The following is a 15,763-nucleotide window of genomic DNA, read 5'->3' on the forward strand; positions in this document are numbered from 1 at the left end:
TCTGCGGATCGGTGTGTTCGGTGTGCTTCCGGTTCTCGCCTAACGTCGTGGTTAGAATTGTCACTGAAACATCCCCTGATGGCACTCTCCCCTAGGTGTACCTTTATAACGGCCATCGCCAACGAGAGCAGCGGCAGATTCGGCGTGCCGAATGAAAAGCTGAAGGACCTGCTCGAAGAAGCCGGATGGCGTCCGGAAAGCCTTGCACGCCGCGTCAACGCGGCCATTTTCGCAATTCGCCGGGAAAATCGCCAGATCCACCTAAAGACCCCCTATCGCTGGCTGAACCGCGGCGAGGTCCCTCATGCGCCGGTGCCCGAGGTCGTTGTGCGGCTTCTCGCCGAAGCCACTGGACGTGACCTGACGTTCGACCAGGTATGGCCTCGCGGAGCATCGCGCTCTTCGCTGCTCTTGCCCGCCGACCACGGCCTCGATCTGCCCTGGGACGCGAGCGGATTGCTGCGTCTCCTGGAGGAGTGGTCGCATCCGATGCTGACCCGGCGGACGTTCATGGTGGTCTCCGGTACGACGCTGACACGCCATGCGTGGCAGTGGTCTCAAGCACCGGTCCCGGCCCTCGCCTCGGCCGCGCGGGAGGCGGATCGCGTCACCGCGCCGATGCTCGAACTCGTCGAGGACATCGCCTCGCGATGCCGTCGACTGGACGAGCGGCACGGCGCCGCGGGTGCCGCCTTCGTCGCCGACCAGTTCGCCTGCGTGTCGCGGTTACTACGGCGGTCCCGATACGACGCGCGAACGGGTCGGCGTCTTACCTCGGCCCTTGCCCAACTTGCCCAGACCTCCGGTTTCATGGCGTTCGACTCCGCCCGGGACGGCGAGGCACAGCGCTGGTACCTGACCGGTCTTCGCGCGGCGCACGCCGCCGGTGACCGCGCGCTGGCCGCGAGCATCCTGGGCCTGATGAGCAATCAGGCGACGGAGATCGGCGAAACGGCGGACGCGCTACAACTCGCCACGGCCGCGTAGGAGGCGGCCTCGCAGGGGCCGTCGACGGTGCGGGCGCTCATCGCCGCGCGCAGCGGTCTCGCCAGTGCGGCGGCCGGGGATCTGGCGACCTTCCAACGATTGCGGGAGCAGACACTGGGCCTGCTCGAAGGCGCGGAATACCGTGGAGAGGCCGCTCCGGACTGGGCCAGTTATGTCACCCGGACCGAACTCGATGCCATCGCCGGGCGAGGCATGGTGGTCCTGGCTCGGCGGATGCCCACGCATCGGGGCCGTCTGCTGGCGGAGGCCGAAGATCTGCTGCGCGACCGGGCGCGGACCGATCCAACCGGCGAGCCGCAGCGTTCGGCGTTCCGGCACGGCGCATGGCTCGGGCTGGCTCATGCCCAAGCCGGCGACCTGGACCAGGCCCTGGCGGCGGCACATCGATCCATGAACCGACTGCCCGGCGTCACCTCGGCGCGTAGCGTCGGTCTCCTCCAGCGGCTCGGCCGTGAACTGGCCCCGCACGCACGCCGATCTCCTGAGGTGAAGGGCCTCCTCCGCGACCTCGAACGAAGGCCGCCACACGCGGAACCGCCGGGCGGGTGAGAACGCGCCTTCTTCCGCCCTCGACGGGCGGAAGAAGGCGCGTGGCCGCCGTTGCGGGGGCGGGTTTACCAGTGCGGGACCTCCTTCTGGGTCCAGCGCAGGGTCTTCCTGTCGACGATGTCGATCTTCTTGCCGACGATCGACGGGGCTTCGTCGAAGGAGCATCGGCCGCCCGACGGCGTGTCCTTGCACTCCACCTTGTTGCCGTAGGCGACCAGGAAGGAGTCACCGGAGTGGGTGACGGCCTTCACGGTCACCTTCACCTTCGACGCGCCCTTGGCCCGGTCGGTGTCGATCGAGACGACGGTGGGAGGCAGGAACCGCTCCCAGTCGAAGGTCGCGTCGGCCTTCGAGTACTTCCACTGCGGGTCCAGGAACTCCTTCTTCAGGTGCGCGACCGCCGCCGGGTCCTCGATGAAGTAGCCGTCGTCCTGCAGGAAGGCCGGGTAGGCGTTCTTGGAGCCCAGGTAGAAGACGCGGTCGTCGACCACGATCAGCTTGGTGTGCTGGGCGTAGGTGCAGGCCTCCTTCGGGTCGTCGCAGTTGATGACCTTGCCCTCGTCGTTCTTCTCCTTGCCCTCCCAGCGGGGCTTGTCGCTGCTGCGCAGCGAGGCGTACTGGAGGGTGTCCTGCATGACCTGATCGGCTTTCCTGTCACCGCCCGCCTGCAGCGCGATCCGCTTGCGCAGCAGGTCCGAGAGCTGCGCCATGTTCTTCATGGTGGAGTAGGCGTCCTCGTTGCCGGGCGTGGAGATGACGATGCGGACCTTGACCCCGTGGATCATCTTGGCGGCGACGTTGTCGAGCAGCCGCAGGTCGGCCAGCGGCTGGACGGCCTTGATGGGGCCGCCGATGCTCGCGCACCAGCCGTACAGGTCCTGCTGGGAGAACACGATCGACTTGGTGGCGGTGGCCACCATCTCGCGTAGCGCGGTCTCCTCCGGGTTGACGGTCTGGTAGTCCCGGTCGAGGTTGACCACGTCCTTGTCGGCGAAGCTCAGCTTGCACTTGGCGTCGTCGGGCTGCTTGAGGTCGGGCAGCTTGTAGGTGGAGGAGCCGTCCTTGTGCTGGATGCCGACGCCGAGCCCGCCGACCTCCAGCATGTCGAGGTCGCCGGCCCTGGCCGCGGCGGGCGGGTGCAGGGTGGAGATGCAGCCCCCGCCCGACGGGTACACCCACGATCCCGTGGTGGCCGCCCAGTTCCACTTGTTGCGGTTGGCGCAGGTCCAGTCCCAGAGCCGGTTGACGTAGCCGGTCGCCGACGCGGCCGCGGGGCCTCGGATGGCCATCATCATGTCGGTGACGGGCTTCGGGGTCTGGACGTAGTTGTTGGTGTAGGTGTTGACGCCGCCGGTGATGACGGTCCTCCCGTCGACCACGAACAGCTTGGAATGGTTCCAGGAGGGCGTGTAGCCGCCGATCGGGACGCCCGGCGTTCCCGAATAGGAGGTCGTCATCGTCGCCACGTTGAAGGTGATGTTGCGGGCCGCGGCGCCGATGGTCTTCTTCGCGGCGTCGATCCAGTCGTCGCCGTTCACCGTGGCGGGCAGCACCGGCGCGCCCAGCAGCATCCTGAAGGTGATCTTGTGCTCCTCGGCCGCCTTCTTCAGCCCGGCGACGATGGCGTCGCGGAAGTAGCCGTCCGGGAAGGTACGGCACGGTGAGGGCAGCGGCAGGATCAGCTTCTCCGGGCAGCCGAGCGAGGTGATGTCGACCGTGCTGGTCGCCTCGCCGATATTGCTGGTGATCTTGCTCAGCAGCCGCTTGGTGCCCGGCCGGTCGGCGGGCGGGCAGGGGTCGTGACCCCAGCACTGCGGTGTCTGCAGCAGCCAGTCCCCCGCCGAGTCGTCCAGCCGGTTGCCGCCGCTGCGTTCCCAGACCTGGTGTTCCAGGCCCGGCGACACGTGCCGGACCGCCCGCTCGATCTGGTCGAGGTAGGGCGTCGGCGACGACGCGGCCGAGGCCGCGTCGTGGGTTGCCGCCGGTGAGGAGACGGCGGCGGTGAACGCCGTCGCCGTCGGCCAGGAGATGGCGGCGGTGAACGCCGTCACCGCCGCCGCGGTGATGATCGTCTTCATATTCGCCACTCAACCCAGCGGGACCGCCCGCCCGGTCGTCAGCCACACCCCGCCCGGGTAAAGCGATGATCCAGAAAGCACAGGGCGCTCACGGGAACCGGACCTCGACGTCCAGGCCGCCTTCCGGGCGGGCGTGGGCCGTGACGGTGGCGTCGTGCGCGGCGGCGATGGCGCGCACGATCGACAGGCCCAGGCCGTGGCCGCCGTCGTCGCGGGCGGTACGGCCGGCGAGGCGCTGGAACGGCTCGAACAGGTCCGCCACCCGATCCGGCGGGATCACCGGCCCGGTGTTGCGCACGGACAGGACCGCGCGCCCGGCCTCGGTCGTCGTACCGACCTCCACGCGGCCGCCGGGAACGTTGTAGCGGACCGCGTTGTCGAGAAGGTTCGCGACGAGGCGTTCGGCCAGGGCCGGATCGCCGGCGGCCGGGGCGGGAGACGTCCGCGTCTCGATCCGGAGCCCGAGCCGGTCGACCTGCGGCCGGGGTGCGAGCAGCGCCTGACCGGTGAGCTCGGCCAGGTCGAAGCGTTCGCGGCGCTCCAGCCCGCGTTCGCCCGTCGCCAGGGTGAGGAGCGCCTCCAGCAGGCGTTCCTGCTGCTCACTGATGGCGAGCACACGCTCCGACGTCGCCCGGAAGGACGCGAGCGTGGCGGTGTGGTCGGTGAGCGTCTCCTCCAGCAGCGCGTGCTCCAGCGTGAGCGGGGTGCGCAGCTCGTGCGCGGCGTTGGCGACGAAGCGCTTGTGCGCGCCCAGTGCCGTCTCCAGCCGGCCGAGGAGGCCGTCGACGGTGTCGGCCAGGTCCTTGAGTTCGTCGCGGGGGCCTGCGACGGCCAGCCGTTCGTGCACGTTGCGCGCGGAGATCCGCTGGATCGTGGAGGTCATCGTCCGCAGCGGGCGCAGCACCCGCCCGGCGACCAGCCAGCCCAGCACGACCGACACCACCATCATGATCGTCAGTGCGATGCCGGACTGGACCAGCAGGGCGTGCATCTGGGCCGCGTGCTGCCGGGCCACCTCGGCGTCCAGCTGTGCGTTGAGCTGTTTCAGGTCGGGCGGAAGGGACTGCTTCGTGAAGACTTTGTCGCCCGAGACGACCGGTCCGATCCGGCCGGTCCGGTAGAGGATCCGCCGCGGCCCTGTGGCGTGCCGGACGAGCAGGTATGTGATCGCGAGCAGGATGGCGCCGGAGACGGCGAACAGCACGCCGTACAGGGCGGTGAGCCGCAGGCGTACGGTGCGCGGCCGCAGACCGGCCGGGACGCGGGGACGAAGCAGCGTGAGCATGGGGCCTTCAGATCCGGTAGCCGCCCCGGGGGACGGTCTCGATCACGGGTGGGGAGCCGAGCTTCGACCGCAGGCGGTTGATCGTCGCCTTGACCGTCGTGGTGAACGGGTCGGTCGCCTCGTCCCAGACCCGTTCGAGCAGTTCCTCGGCGGGCACGACCCGGCCCTGCGCGCCGAGCAGGTACTCCAGCACGGAGAACTCCTTGGGGCTGAGTGCCAGGCGTGCGCCCGCGCGGAAGGCGGTCCGCTGTGCGGGGTCGAGCCGTACGTCGCCGCGCGCGAGGACCGGCGGCAGGGCCGGCTGCGCGCGCCGGGCGAGCGCGCGGACGCGGGCGACCAGCTCCGCGTAGGCGAACGGCTTGGGCAGGTAGTCGTCGGCGCCGAGGCTGAACCCCTCCACGCGATCCGCGATCGTGGCCGACGCGGTCAGCATCAGGATCCGGGTGCGCGGTCCCTTCGCGGTCAGGGCGGCGCAGACCTCGTCACCGTGGACCTCGGGAAGGTCCCGGTCGAGCACGACGACGTCGTAGTCGGTCAGCGACGTACGGTCGAGGGCGTCCTGCCCGTCGTAGGACACGTCGACCGCGATCCCCTCACGGCGCAGCACCCGCGCCACCGAGTCCGCGAGTTCGACCTGGTCCTCCACCACCAGCACTCTCATCCGCGTACGCCTCGCGGTCCGGTCAGGGCGGTCTGGTCCATGCCGTCAGGATGCCCGACGACCGGTCACAGGCCGGTCACAACGGCTCGCACCGTGCTGTGACCGGCGAATCCGTACAACTGGCCTCGCAACGAACGGCCGCCGGGCCACGACGGTCCGGCGGCGTCGATATCGCAGAGAGGCCGAGACATGGACGACACAGCCGGCACGCGCACCACCCCGACCACGTCGCGACGGACGCGACACGGCCGGCCGCTCGCCGCGGTACTCCTGATCGCCGGGCTGGCCCTCACGGCCTGCGGGGGCGGGTCCGGCGGTTCCGCCGGCGCTTCGAGCTCCGCGGCGGCCGGCTCCGGTGGGAGCGCAGGGAAGGGCGCGGACTCCGGGAAGGCGGTCAAGTACGCCGAGTGCATGCGCAAGAACGGTGTGCCCGACTTCCCCGACCCGCAGGACGGCAAGATCCAGATCAAGGCGGGACCGGGCAGTGACATGAATCCCGACTCGCCGCAGTTCAAGGCCGCCGACCAGAAGTGCAAGGCGTACGCGCCGAGCGGCACCGGGATGGGCGCCCAGGACAACACCGCGATGCTGAAGTTCGCCGCGTGCATGCGCAAGAACGGCGTGCCGAACTTCCCCGACCCGCAGGGCGGAAAGATGATCATCGCCAAGGGCAAGGGAGTCGACCCCGACTCGCCGCAGTTCCAGGCGGCCCAGAAGGCCTGCCAGAAACTGATGCCCGGCGGCCTCCAGTGAGCGTGGAGCGGCCTGGGAGCACGCGCGTCCCCGAACCGGACGCGGCGCCCGCCGGCGACGAACCCGGACGGGGCCTGACGCGCTCCGACGCCGCCGTACCCGTTCGCGCGGCCGAGCGGGAGACGGGAACCTCCACCGGGACGGCGGAGATCGCCGACGCCGGAACGCCCGGTCGGAAGAGGCCGCGCAGGCGGCGACGCCGGTTCGCGCGCGTCGGCGGCGCCATCGTCGTCCTGGCGGTCGCGGCGGGCATCGTGATCGTCACCGCCGATCCGTTCGGCGACCGGAAGAAGACGCCCCCGCCGACGACCACCGGTGAGTCCCTCGCGTCCGTTCGGCAGGGCCCGCTGTCGTCACAGGTCGACCAGAGCGGAACCCTCTCGTACGTCGCCCGGGCCGACGGGACGCCGTACTCGGTCGTCAACCACGCGAACGGCGTCTACACCTGGGTGCCGCGCGCGGGCGACGAGATCAAGTGCGGGAAGGTCCTCTACTGGGTCGGCGGCACGCCGGTGCCGCTGCTGTGCGGTACGTGGCCCGCCTACCGCGACCTGTCCGAGGGCGACAGCGGCAAGGACGTGCGGGAGCTCAACCGCAACCTGGTGAAGCTCGGCTACGCCGACGACGCGGACCTGGACCCGGACTCGAAGTACTTCGGCTCGGCCACCGCCACGGCGCTCGAGAAGCTGCAGGACAAGATCGGCGCGGAGGAGACCGGGTCGCTGAAGCTGGGCTCCGCCGTGTTCCTGCCCGGCCCGCTCCGGATCACCAAGGCGGCGGCGCAGCTCGGCACGAACGCGCGGCCGGGGGAGCCGGTCGCGCAGGCGACCTCGACCGACCGCCAGGTGACCGTGAATCTGGACGCGTCGCAGCAGTCCCAGGTCAAGGTCGGGGACAAGGTGGAGATCACCCTGCCGGACAACCGTACGACCTCCGGGAAGGTCCGCCGCATCGGCGCGGTCGCGACCTCTTCCTCCGATCAGAAGGACTCGTCCAGCGCGACGATCCCGGTGTACGTCACGCTCACGCATCCGAAGGACGCGGGCGGCCTCGACCAGGCGCCCGTCCGCGTGCAGATCACCACCGGCGGCGTCAAGGACGCGCTGATCGTGCCGGTCACGGCGCTGATCGGCCGGTCCGGCGGCGGGTACTCGGTGGAGAAGGTCGACGCGCGGGGAGCGCACAGCGTCGTACCGGTCACGCTGGGCCTGTTCGACAACGCCGACGGCCTGGTGCAGGTGTCGGGGAACCTCGCCCCGGGCGACCGAGTGGTGGTGCCCGCGACATGAGCGTGACGCGAGTGGCCCTGGAGCTGGAGGCGGTGACCAAGGTCTACGGAGAGCGGTCGCCCGTCCTGGCGCTCCGGGGCGTGACCTTCAGTGTCCGGAAGGGCGAACTGGTGGCGATCGTCGGGCCGTCCGGATCGGGCAAGACGACGTTGCTGCACGTCATGGGAACGCTGGAACGGCCCACCGGGGGCACGGTCCGGATCGACGGGGTCGACGTCGACCGTCTCGACGACCGCGGCCTGTCGGCGCTGCGGGCCCGCAGCATCGGGTTCGTCTTCCAGCAGTTCTTCCTGGCCGAGCACTCGACCGTGCTGGACAACGTCGCCGACGGGCTGCTGTACGCCGGCGTCGAGGTCCGCGAGCGGCGGCGGAGGGCCCTGGCGGCGCTCGAACGCGTCGGCCTGGCCGACCGGGCGTCCGCCCGGCCGACCCAGATGTCGGGCGGGCAGCGCCAGCGCGTGGCGATCGCCCGGGCGCTCGTCGGCCGGCCGGCGATCGTGCTCGCCGACGAGCCGACCGGCAACCTCGACAGCGTCACCGGCGCCTCGATCATCGAACTGCTGCACGAGCTCAACGCCGAAGGCGCGACGATCGTCGTGATCACGCATGACGCCGAGCTGGCCGCCGGGCTGCCCCGGCAGGTGCACGTACGCGACGGGCGGATCGTTTCGGACAGCGCCCACGACCGGGACCTGCGGCCCGGCGACCGGACGACGAGCCGGGCCGTCGGGGCGACCGACGGCGTGCGTGTGCCCGTCGGAGCGGAGCAGGAGGACCGCTCATGACGACGCTCGTCCCCGCCCGGCTGCGGCCGGGTGATCGAGCGCGGGTGGCGAGCGTCGGGCTGCGGGCCCGGCGGCTGCGGTCGGCACTGTCGGCGCTCGGGATCGCGATCGGCACGGCTGCGATCGTCGCGGTGCTGGGACTCTCGTCATCGTCCCAGGCCGGTCTGCTCAATGAGATCGACCGTCTCGGCACGAATCTGCTCACCGCGGACAGCGGGCAGAGCTTCAGCGGGGACGCGGCCCAACTGCCGCCCGAGGCGCCCGCCAGGATCTCGCGGCTGAAGGCCGTCGAGCAGGTGGCCGACACCGCCACCGTCACGACCGCGAACGTGTACCGCAGTCCGCTGATCCCTCCGGTCAGCACCAACGCGCTGAAGGTCAGGGCGGCCGGTCTCAACCTGCTGTCGGTGGTCGCCACCGGCGTCGCCCAGGGCCGCTGGCTGAACTCCGCGACCGCCACGAAGCCCGTCGTGGTGCTCGGCGCGGTCGCCGCGCAGCGGCTCGGGATCGACAGGGTCCGCCCGGGGCAGCGCGTCTGGCTCGGCGGCCAGTGGTTCTACGTCGGGGGGATCCTCCGGCCGGCGGTGCTGGCACCGGAGATCGACACCAGCGCCCTGGTCGGTTATCCGGCCGCGCAGCGCTATCTGAACTACACGAGCGTCGTTCACGGCACGGTGACGCCGGGACCGCCGAGCACCATCTACGTCCGTTGCCGGACGGATCAGGTCAACGCGGTGCACGAGGTGCTGGCCCAGACGGCCGACCCCGAGTCGCCGAACGAGGTCGACGTGAGCCGGCCGTCCGACGCGCTCACCGCCCGCGCCGCCGCGAGCGGTGCGTTCAACAGCCTGTTCCTGGGCCTCGGAGTCGTCGCGTTGATCGTGGGCGCGGTCGGGGTGGCCAACATCATGATCATCTCGGTGCTCGAACGCCGCTCGGAGATCGGCCTGCGCCGCGCGCTCGGCGCGACGAAGGGGCAGATCCGCACGCAGTTCCTGTCCGAGGCGATCGTGCTGGCGTTCCTCGGGGGCGCGGTCGGGGTGGCGGCCGGTGTCCTGGCCACGGCCGTCTACGCCGAGACCAAGCACTGGGCGATCGTCGTTCCGCTGGAAGCGTGGACGGGCGGCATCGGCTCCGCGATCCTGATCGGCGCCCTCGCCGGCCTGCTCCCGGCCCTCCGCGCCTCGCGGATGGCGCCCACAGAGGCGCTGCGAACGGTGTGACCGGTGCTCGCCGAGGATCGCCGGGCGCGAGGCCCCGGCGATCCTCGGCGAGCGGCTCCCTACCCGCCGACGCGGTCGCCGTACAGCACGCCGCGGCCGTTGGTGGCGATGTAGACGCGGCCGTAGACGCGCGGGTCGCCGGTGATGGCGGCGCCGATGTTGCCCCACTGGTGCGCGTCGTCGTTGATCCGTACCCAGGTGGCCCCGGAGTCGTCGGACCGGAAGACGCCGCGTACGCCGCCCACCTTGGCGATGACGTACAACGCCGGGTACGTCTTGCCGGTCGCGGCCTTGCCGAAGCCGACGTTGTCGGCCTCCTGGACGTTCGACAGCTTCGTGAACGTCGCCCCGGAGTCGGTCGAGTGCCACAGGCCGTACGCCGAACCGGAGGCGCCGCCGGCCAGCCAGAGGTCGCCCTCGTGGCCCGCGACCGCCTTGACGTGGCCGGAGGAGGGCAGGCCGGTCGCGGCGGTGGCCGTGAAGGTCGCGCCGCCGTCCGTGCTCACGTACAAGCGCCCGCCCGACAGGCCGTAGAACTTCTTCGGGTTCACCCGGTCGGCGGCGACCCGCGCGCCGGACGGGATGCCGGACGAGGCGGTCCAGGAGTTGCCGAATCCGACGGAGTAGTACACGCCCGTGCCGTCGGGGCTCCACACGAACCGGGACCCGTCCGCGGCCGCCGCGACCGTACCGCCGCCGGTCACGCCCGGCGGCTCACTGCCCTGCCACCAGTTCGCGCCGCCGTCGGTGGAGAAGCCGACCCGGTTGACGTTCGGGCTGGCCGACTTGTCGACGTTCCCGACGCGGACCATCCAGCCGGGGTTCGTCTCGGCGTAGTCGAGGCTCGTCGTCGTGGTCAGATTCGGCTGGGTGAACATCATCGACGGGATCGCGTCGAGGTTGGTGTGGCGGAAGCCGCCGATGTCACCGAGGGCCGACAGCAGGTGCGCGTCGCCGGACGGCGGGCTGATCAGGTCGTTGACCGCGGTCTCCTCCAGGCCCTTGACCATCGGCTTCAGCGTTATCTGCCCCCCGGCGTCCCAGTTCGTCAGGTTCGTCGTGCCGTAGATCGTGGCGCCCGTCCCGTACATCATCCGCGCGGAGTCGAACGGGTCGATCTCCAGCGCCTCGGTCATCCAGCCGAGCTTGGGCGTCACCTCGGGCGGCGACGGGTTGGCGCCGAACGTCAGCCACGGCACCGAGGACACGTCCAGCGTGTAGCGGAACGTACGGTTCGGGTAGCTGCTCCAGTCCCAGATGCGGGTCCAGGTGGCGCCGCTGTCGGTGCTGCGCCAGATCATCGTGTCCGGCCACCAAGAGCTGTACCCGGTCACCATGAGGGTGCCGGGGTGCTGCCGGTCGACGCTCAGCCCGCTGTAGCCGTAGTAGTTGTCGCCGCTGGACGCCGGGATCGGGCTGATGTCGGTCCACGCGCCGGTCGCGGTGTCGTAGCGCCACACCTGGCCCTTCGATCCGTCGTACGGGCCGCCCTTGTCGCTGGTCGCGAGGTAGAGGTAGCCCTTGGTCGTGTCGAGGACGCCCTTGTGCGCGAGGTATCCGGTCGGCTGGCCGGCGAGGCGCTGCCAGGTGGAGCCGCCGTCGGTGGAGCGGTACACGGTGTTCTGCGGGTCCGCGACGCCCACGTAGATGGTCTTCGTGGCGTTTCCCGAACTACCCGTGCGCTTGTCGAACGTCACCCACACGACGCCCTGATTGTCGCTGAGGTAGCCGGAGGAGTCGCTCGGATCCTGCTTGTACGTCCCAGGGTTCGGGAAGCTCGTCACCTTCGCCCAGGTGACGCCGTAGTCGGTGCTGCGCCACAGGCCGTTGCCGCTCGGCGCGCCCAGGTAGAGGACGCCGTCCTTGTTCGGGTCGATGGCCAGGCGTTCGCCCATGCCCCGGCCGGGCATGTTCCCGCCGAGTTTGAACGGCAGCGGCGTGGCGGTCCAGCTGTCGCCCTTGTTCGTGGACCGCAGGATGGCGCCGTTGTTCGGGTCCCAGCTGTTGGTGTACATGCCGGCGGCCACGTACACGCGGTTCGGGTCGACGGGGTCGGTGGCCAGGCTCGCGGCGCCCATCCAGCCCCAGTTCGTGAAGCCGATCGAGTCCAGCAGCGGTGTCCAGGAACTCGTCGACTGGTTCCAGCGGTACACGCCGCCGATATCGGTGCGGGCGTAGATGAGGTTGGCCTGCGACTGGTTGAACACGATGCTCGGCACGAACCCGCCGCCGCCGATCTGGACGTTGCGCCAGGTGTACGACTCCGCGGCGGAGGCCGCGCCGCCGACGGCGACCTGACCGGCGATGCCCGCCAGGACCGTGATCACGGCGACCAGCGCGGCCGTGAGCGCGCCGACCGGATTTCTGCGCATTGACGGACTCCTCTCTCGGCAGCGCCACCGGTGGGAGGGACAGAGGCTGCCGATCGAGGATGACGCTCACCCCGGCGCGTCGAGACCGTCAACGATTCGACGTGCCGTTCGATCGTCTTTCACGGATCGCCGCCGCGACCAGCGGAGACGACGGTGAGAGCGGCCGCGCGGAGCACGCCGTTCGACCATGCTCGGGCTGCTGCGGAGGAGGCCGTCCGACCGCGTTCAGGCCGGCTGGTCGGCGGCCCGCCGTGGGGTCTGGAACACGCGCACGATGTCGCTCATGCGCTCGGTCATGACCTCCTCGGCCCGCTCGACGTACCGGTTGCGCTCGGCGCGGTGCTGCGCCCACGCGGGGGCGGGAGGGGCGTTGCGGACGACCGCGTGCCAGCGGCCGGTGAGCTCCTCGAGCACCTGCCGCGCCTGCATGAAGGCGTGGCCGGGCAGGTCGACCTCGCGGGACTGCCGCGCGGCCGTCTCCACCGACCGGTAGGCCTTGGCCGCCTCGGCCGCCTGGTTCTCCTTGCGACCGGGCGCGACCATGCTGACGACCGTGGCGAGCAGCGCGGCGCCCAGCGCCAGCCCGCCCGCGATCAGGGGGAAGCGGTCGCCGGCCAGGACGAGGCTGCCGGCCACCCCGGCGGCCAGGACGGCGGTGGACCCGAGCCACAGGTTGAGGACCCGCCAGATCTTCACCGTCTCGGCCTGGGCGCGCGCCGAGTGCGAGCAGTGCTCCTCGATCCGGTACAGCTCGGCGGCGACCGTCACGCGCCACGCGGGCTCGCCGAAGAGTTCGTTGTCGACCATGGCGTTTCCCCTCGAATACTCGCCGATGATGACGCAGATGATTCAGCGGGTCGTTGCGTGAACGGAGGGCGCACGACGGAAAACGGGAACGCCGTTGACCGAGGCATGAACCGCGGTCACCTCTTGTAGGACCACATGGAGCGGTTGCCGTCGGTGGTGCTGCCGTCGCCGAGATCGCTTGCGATCTTGGGCCAGTGCCCGTTGTCGAAGGCGCTGCTGTCGTTCCTGAGTTCGAGCAGTGCGGCGAACTTCTCCAGTGAGTTCTGCGCGAGCGCGGTAGCGAGCGTATAGATCGCGACGACCTCCGTCATGGTGCTCACCACGGCAACGGCGATCGTGAACAGACCTTCCGGTATGAGGAAGAACGTCACCAGCATGAGAGCGGCGACGACGATACGGCGCAGGCCGATCGTCAGGGCGGCCGCGATGGCGACGTAGAGAGACGCCAGGGCATAGGCGAGATCCTGCATCGCCTCCCTTGTCGTGGACACCATCTCGGCGACCTTGGCCGTTGCCGCCTGCTGCACCGGGATCGCCTGCGTGTACGCGAGTGCCGCGGGGCCCGCCCAGAAGTCCTCGACTTTGGTCTTGTTGGTGTTCAGCTGCCCCGAAATCGTCGACAGATTCTTATAGACGGTCGTGGTCCACTTGTTTCCGGCCGTATACAGCGTGTACGGGCCGGTGATCGCAGGAAAGACGTTCTCCGCCAGCCAATCGTTGAGCTTGCCGACGAGCTTGGCGATGAGATCCAGGAGCTCCTTCGCTCCGGCGAGGACCTGATCGGCGAGCGCTCGATCCACGCCGGGCGGTATTGCCGGGGAGTTGATCGAGTACGCGAGGTTCTGGACGGTCCGGTTGATGCTCTGACTGAACGCCTCCAGCTTCTCGAATGCTCCACTGAGTTGCCCGCACACGGCTTCGGCGCTCATGATGCCCTTCTTCACCAGGCCTTGTTGGCGGCGTGCACGTTATTGTCTTCTTCTCGCTGGTAGGCGTTTCGTGCCTTGATGAGGTTGTCGGCGATCGCGCCGAACTCGATTGCGGCCTCGCCGCAGCGATCGATGATCATTTGTTGTACTCGCCGGTATGTCTCCGCCATGCCGAAGAGTGCGGCCGGGCCGAACGTCAGTGAGTCGATATGGAGGGCGTCGGCGGCCTGCTCGGCCTGCCGCATCGATCTGCTGTGTGCGTCCCACTGGGCGGCGTCCGAGGTGAACTTGCCGAGGGCGAAGCGGAGATCTTGGATGCTCGGAGGCGTCTCCGTCATGCGTGACGTCCCTCTCCGAACACGGCGTTCACGATCGACTGCAGCTCACCGAAGAGGTCGGCAGTGGGTTCTGCGCCGGCGTCATCGGCGGCGCCCGCGGCGTACGCGGAATCGAACGCCTCGAGCAATGACGCGGACAACTGCCGGTGACCGGCGCGGAGTGCCCACCGGTGGTCCATATTCACCGAACTCGGCTGACCCGCGACCATGGACACCGCGATCCGGCGATTGGCGCTATGCCCCACGGTCTCATCGTTCTTTTCCTGGTCGATGGGCGGACTGATCGCGCAGGCGTCGATGGCGCGTTCCAAAGTGTCGAGCATGCGGCCGAGTTCATCCCAATTCCGGGCGGTCATCGGCCTCTTGGCCGCTGATGGTGGCGAGGCCGGCGCGGACGGGGTGGACGGGGTGGACGGCGCCTCGGCCGTCGCGGCGGCGAAGTCCTTCATCGCACTCAGCCGGGCTGAGACGACCGCCTCCATGACGGCCGGTCCAAGACCTTCGGCGCCTACGCGGTCGCGCCAGTCGGCGGCCACGACCACGCGGGTGACCCGCCGGCCGTGGTCGTTCATGGTCACGGTGACGGTGCCGGAGGCATCGCTGGAATCCGTGACCTCGGGAGGAGGGCGGTAGGCGACGCGCGCCGCCTGGGCCAGCGATTCCGCCTCGGCGAGCAACGCGGCGAGCTGCTCTTCGGCAGAGTTGATCATGGGTCATAGCCTCACGTCTTGGCCGTGTCATGTCAACGATTCGTTTATGCCATTAACTACGTAAATTACTGTAATTCATCACACAACGGGTGGCGGGCTCTCCGGTCGGTGAGCCCGCGGTGAGCGTGCGGTGAGCGCCCGCCGCCATCGTCTTGCCCATCGCCGGATCCACCGAGGACCGGCCACTGAGCGAGGAGCAGGGCGATGGGCATGCTGACCGGCAAGACGGCGCTGGTGACCGGAGCGTCACGGGGGATCGGCCGGGCGGTCGCGCTGCGGCTGGCCGCCGAGGGCGCGCTGGTCGCCGTCCACTACGGCGGCAACGACGAGGCGGCCAAGGAGACCGTGGCGCGGATCGAGGAGGCGGGTGGTGCGGCGTTCATCGTCCAGGCGCGGTTCGGCGAGGACGGGGCCGTGGACCGGCTCTTCGCGGGTCTGACCGCGGGGCTGGCCGGTCGCGGGCTGGACATCCTGGTCAACAACGCGGGCATCGGCTCGGGCAGCCCGATCTCCCAGGTCACCCAGGAGGAGCTCGACCGGCTGCTCGCCATCAACGTCACCACGCCGTTCTTCGTGATCCAGCGCGCGCTGCCGCTGCTGAACGACGGCGGTCGCATCGTCAACATGGGGTCGACGGCCAGCCGCTTCGCGGTCACCACGCAGATCGGGTACACGATCAGCAAGGCCGCGCTGGAGTCGATGGCCCCGTCACTGGCCAACGAGCTCGGCAGGCGCGGCATCACCGTGAACACCGTCGCGCCCGGCGCCGTACGGACCGACCTCACCGCCGGCTACACCTCCATCCCCGAGGTCGTCGCCGGGCTGGAAGCGATCACCGCGCTCGGCCGGCTCGGCGAGCCCGAGGACGTCGCCGACGTCGTCGGCTTCCTCGCGGGCCCGCAGGGACGGTGGGTGACGGGTCAGACCGTCGACGTCTCGGGAGGCACCTGGCTCGGTCCGATCGCCCCTTGATCGA

Annotated in this window: 15 protein-coding genes; 7 read left to right on the plus strand and 8 right to left on the minus strand. The window is 70.0% G+C overall.

Annotation, left to right across the window (positions count from 1 at the left end):
• Positions 1-78 precede the first annotated feature (78 nt).
• Positions 79-987: an NsdA family TPR-like regulatory protein gene (locus ABD978_RS41960; RefSeq protein WP_345367005.1), complete on the plus strand. Its 909-nt coding sequence runs from the start codon at positions 79-81 to the stop codon at positions 985-987.
• A gap of 27 nt (positions 988-1,014) precedes the next feature.
• Positions 1,015-1,557, plus strand: a complete 543-nt coding sequence (locus tag ABD978_RS41965; RefSeq protein ID WP_345367007.1) for a hypothetical protein — start codon at positions 1,015-1,017, stop codon at positions 1,555-1,557.
• Positions 1,558-1,622: 65 nt separating this feature from the next.
• Here the strand turns inward: ABD978_RS41965 and ABD978_RS41970 are convergent, their stop codons facing one another.
• The 3 genes from ABD978_RS41970 to ABD978_RS41980 all read right to left on the minus strand — a co-directional run bounded on the left by ABD978_RS41970 (position 1,623) and on the right by ABD978_RS41980 (position 5,581).
• On the minus strand, positions 1,623-3,635 hold the full coding sequence (locus ABD978_RS41970) for a phospholipase D-like domain-containing protein (RefSeq protein ID WP_345367009.1): 2,013 nt from the start codon (positions 3,633-3,635) through the stop codon (positions 1,623-1,625).
• Between the two features lie 88 nt (positions 3,636-3,723).
• Positions 3,724-4,920: a sensor histidine kinase gene (locus ABD978_RS41975; RefSeq protein ID WP_345367011.1), complete on the minus strand. Its 1,197-nt coding sequence runs from the start codon at positions 4,918-4,920 to the stop codon at positions 3,724-3,726.
• A 7-nt stretch (positions 4,921-4,927) separates the two neighbouring features.
• A complete protein-coding gene (locus tag ABD978_RS41980) occupies positions 4,928-5,581 on the minus strand; it encodes a response regulator transcription factor (protein ID WP_345367013.1) in 654 nt (217 codons plus the stop codon).
• Positions 5,582-5,770: 189 nt separating this feature from the next.
• Between ABD978_RS41980 and ABD978_RS41985 the strand changes: the two genes are divergently transcribed.
• Genes ABD978_RS41985 through ABD978_RS42000 form a run of 4 tightly spaced genes read left to right on the plus strand, consistent with a single transcriptional unit; the run spans position 5,771 to position 9,631 of the window.
• Complete coding sequence (locus ABD978_RS41985; RefSeq protein WP_345367015.1) at positions 5,771-6,334, plus strand: hypothetical protein; 564 nt, start codon at positions 5,771-5,773, stop codon at positions 6,332-6,334.
• Positions 6,331-7,623, plus strand: coding sequence for a peptidoglycan-binding protein (locus tag ABD978_RS41990; protein WP_345367017.1), 1,293 nt, complete (start codon positions 6,331-6,333; stop codon positions 7,621-7,623). Before ABD978_RS41985 ends, ABD978_RS41990 begins: the two co-directional genes overlap by 4 nt.
• Complete coding sequence (locus ABD978_RS41995) at positions 7,620-8,408, plus strand: ABC transporter ATP-binding protein (RefSeq protein ID WP_345367020.1); 789 nt, start codon at positions 7,620-7,622, stop codon at positions 8,406-8,408. Before ABD978_RS41990 ends, ABD978_RS41995 begins: the two co-directional genes overlap by 4 nt.
• On the plus strand, positions 8,405-9,631 hold the full coding sequence (locus ABD978_RS42000) for an ABC transporter permease (RefSeq protein ID WP_345367022.1): 1,227 nt from the start codon (positions 8,405-8,407) through the stop codon (positions 9,629-9,631). The genes ABD978_RS41995 and ABD978_RS42000 overlap by 4 nt, the downstream gene beginning before the upstream one ends.
• A gap of 59 nt (positions 9,632-9,690) precedes the next feature.
• Here the strand turns inward: ABD978_RS42000 and ABD978_RS42005 are convergent, their stop codons facing one another.
• From ABD978_RS42005 to ABD978_RS42025, 5 genes are all read right to left on the minus strand, one after another.
• Positions 9,691-12,003: a xyloglucanase gene (locus ABD978_RS42005; protein WP_345367024.1), complete on the minus strand. Its 2,313-nt coding sequence runs from the start codon at positions 12,001-12,003 to the stop codon at positions 9,691-9,693.
• A gap of 225 nt (positions 12,004-12,228) precedes the next feature.
• Positions 12,229-12,810: an SLATT domain-containing protein gene (locus ABD978_RS42010; RefSeq protein ID WP_345367026.1), complete on the minus strand. Its 582-nt coding sequence runs from the start codon at positions 12,808-12,810 to the stop codon at positions 12,229-12,231.
• A 116-nt stretch (positions 12,811-12,926) separates the two neighbouring features.
• Positions 12,927-13,739: a hypothetical protein gene (locus ABD978_RS42015; RefSeq protein WP_345367028.1), complete on the minus strand. Its 813-nt coding sequence runs from the start codon at positions 13,737-13,739 to the stop codon at positions 12,927-12,929.
• 11 nt (positions 13,740-13,750) lie between these two features.
• The gene (locus ABD978_RS42020) at positions 13,751-14,077 is read right to left on the minus strand and encodes a hypothetical protein (protein WP_345367030.1); all 327 of its coding nucleotides are present in this window, start codon (positions 14,075-14,077) and stop codon (positions 13,751-13,753) included.
• Entirely contained in the window at positions 14,074-14,754 is a 681-nt protein-coding gene (locus ABD978_RS42025; RefSeq protein WP_345367032.1) for a hypothetical protein, read from the minus strand. The genes ABD978_RS42020 and ABD978_RS42025 overlap by 4 nt, the downstream gene beginning before the upstream one ends.
• Before the next feature lie 237 nt (positions 14,755-14,991).
• Between ABD978_RS42025 and ABD978_RS42030 the strand changes: the two genes are divergently transcribed.
• Positions 14,992-15,759 (plus strand): SDR family NAD(P)-dependent oxidoreductase, encoded by a 768-nt coding sequence (locus ABD978_RS42030; protein WP_345367034.1) that lies wholly within the window; start codon positions 14,992-14,994, stop codon positions 15,757-15,759.
• The last annotated feature ends 4 nt before the right edge of the window (positions 15,760-15,763 follow it).

The organism is Actinoallomurus liliacearum (genome assembly GCF_039542035.1).
Classification (GTDB): Bacteria; Actinomycetota; Actinomycetes; order Streptosporangiales; family Streptosporangiaceae; genus Actinoallomurus; species Actinoallomurus liliacearum.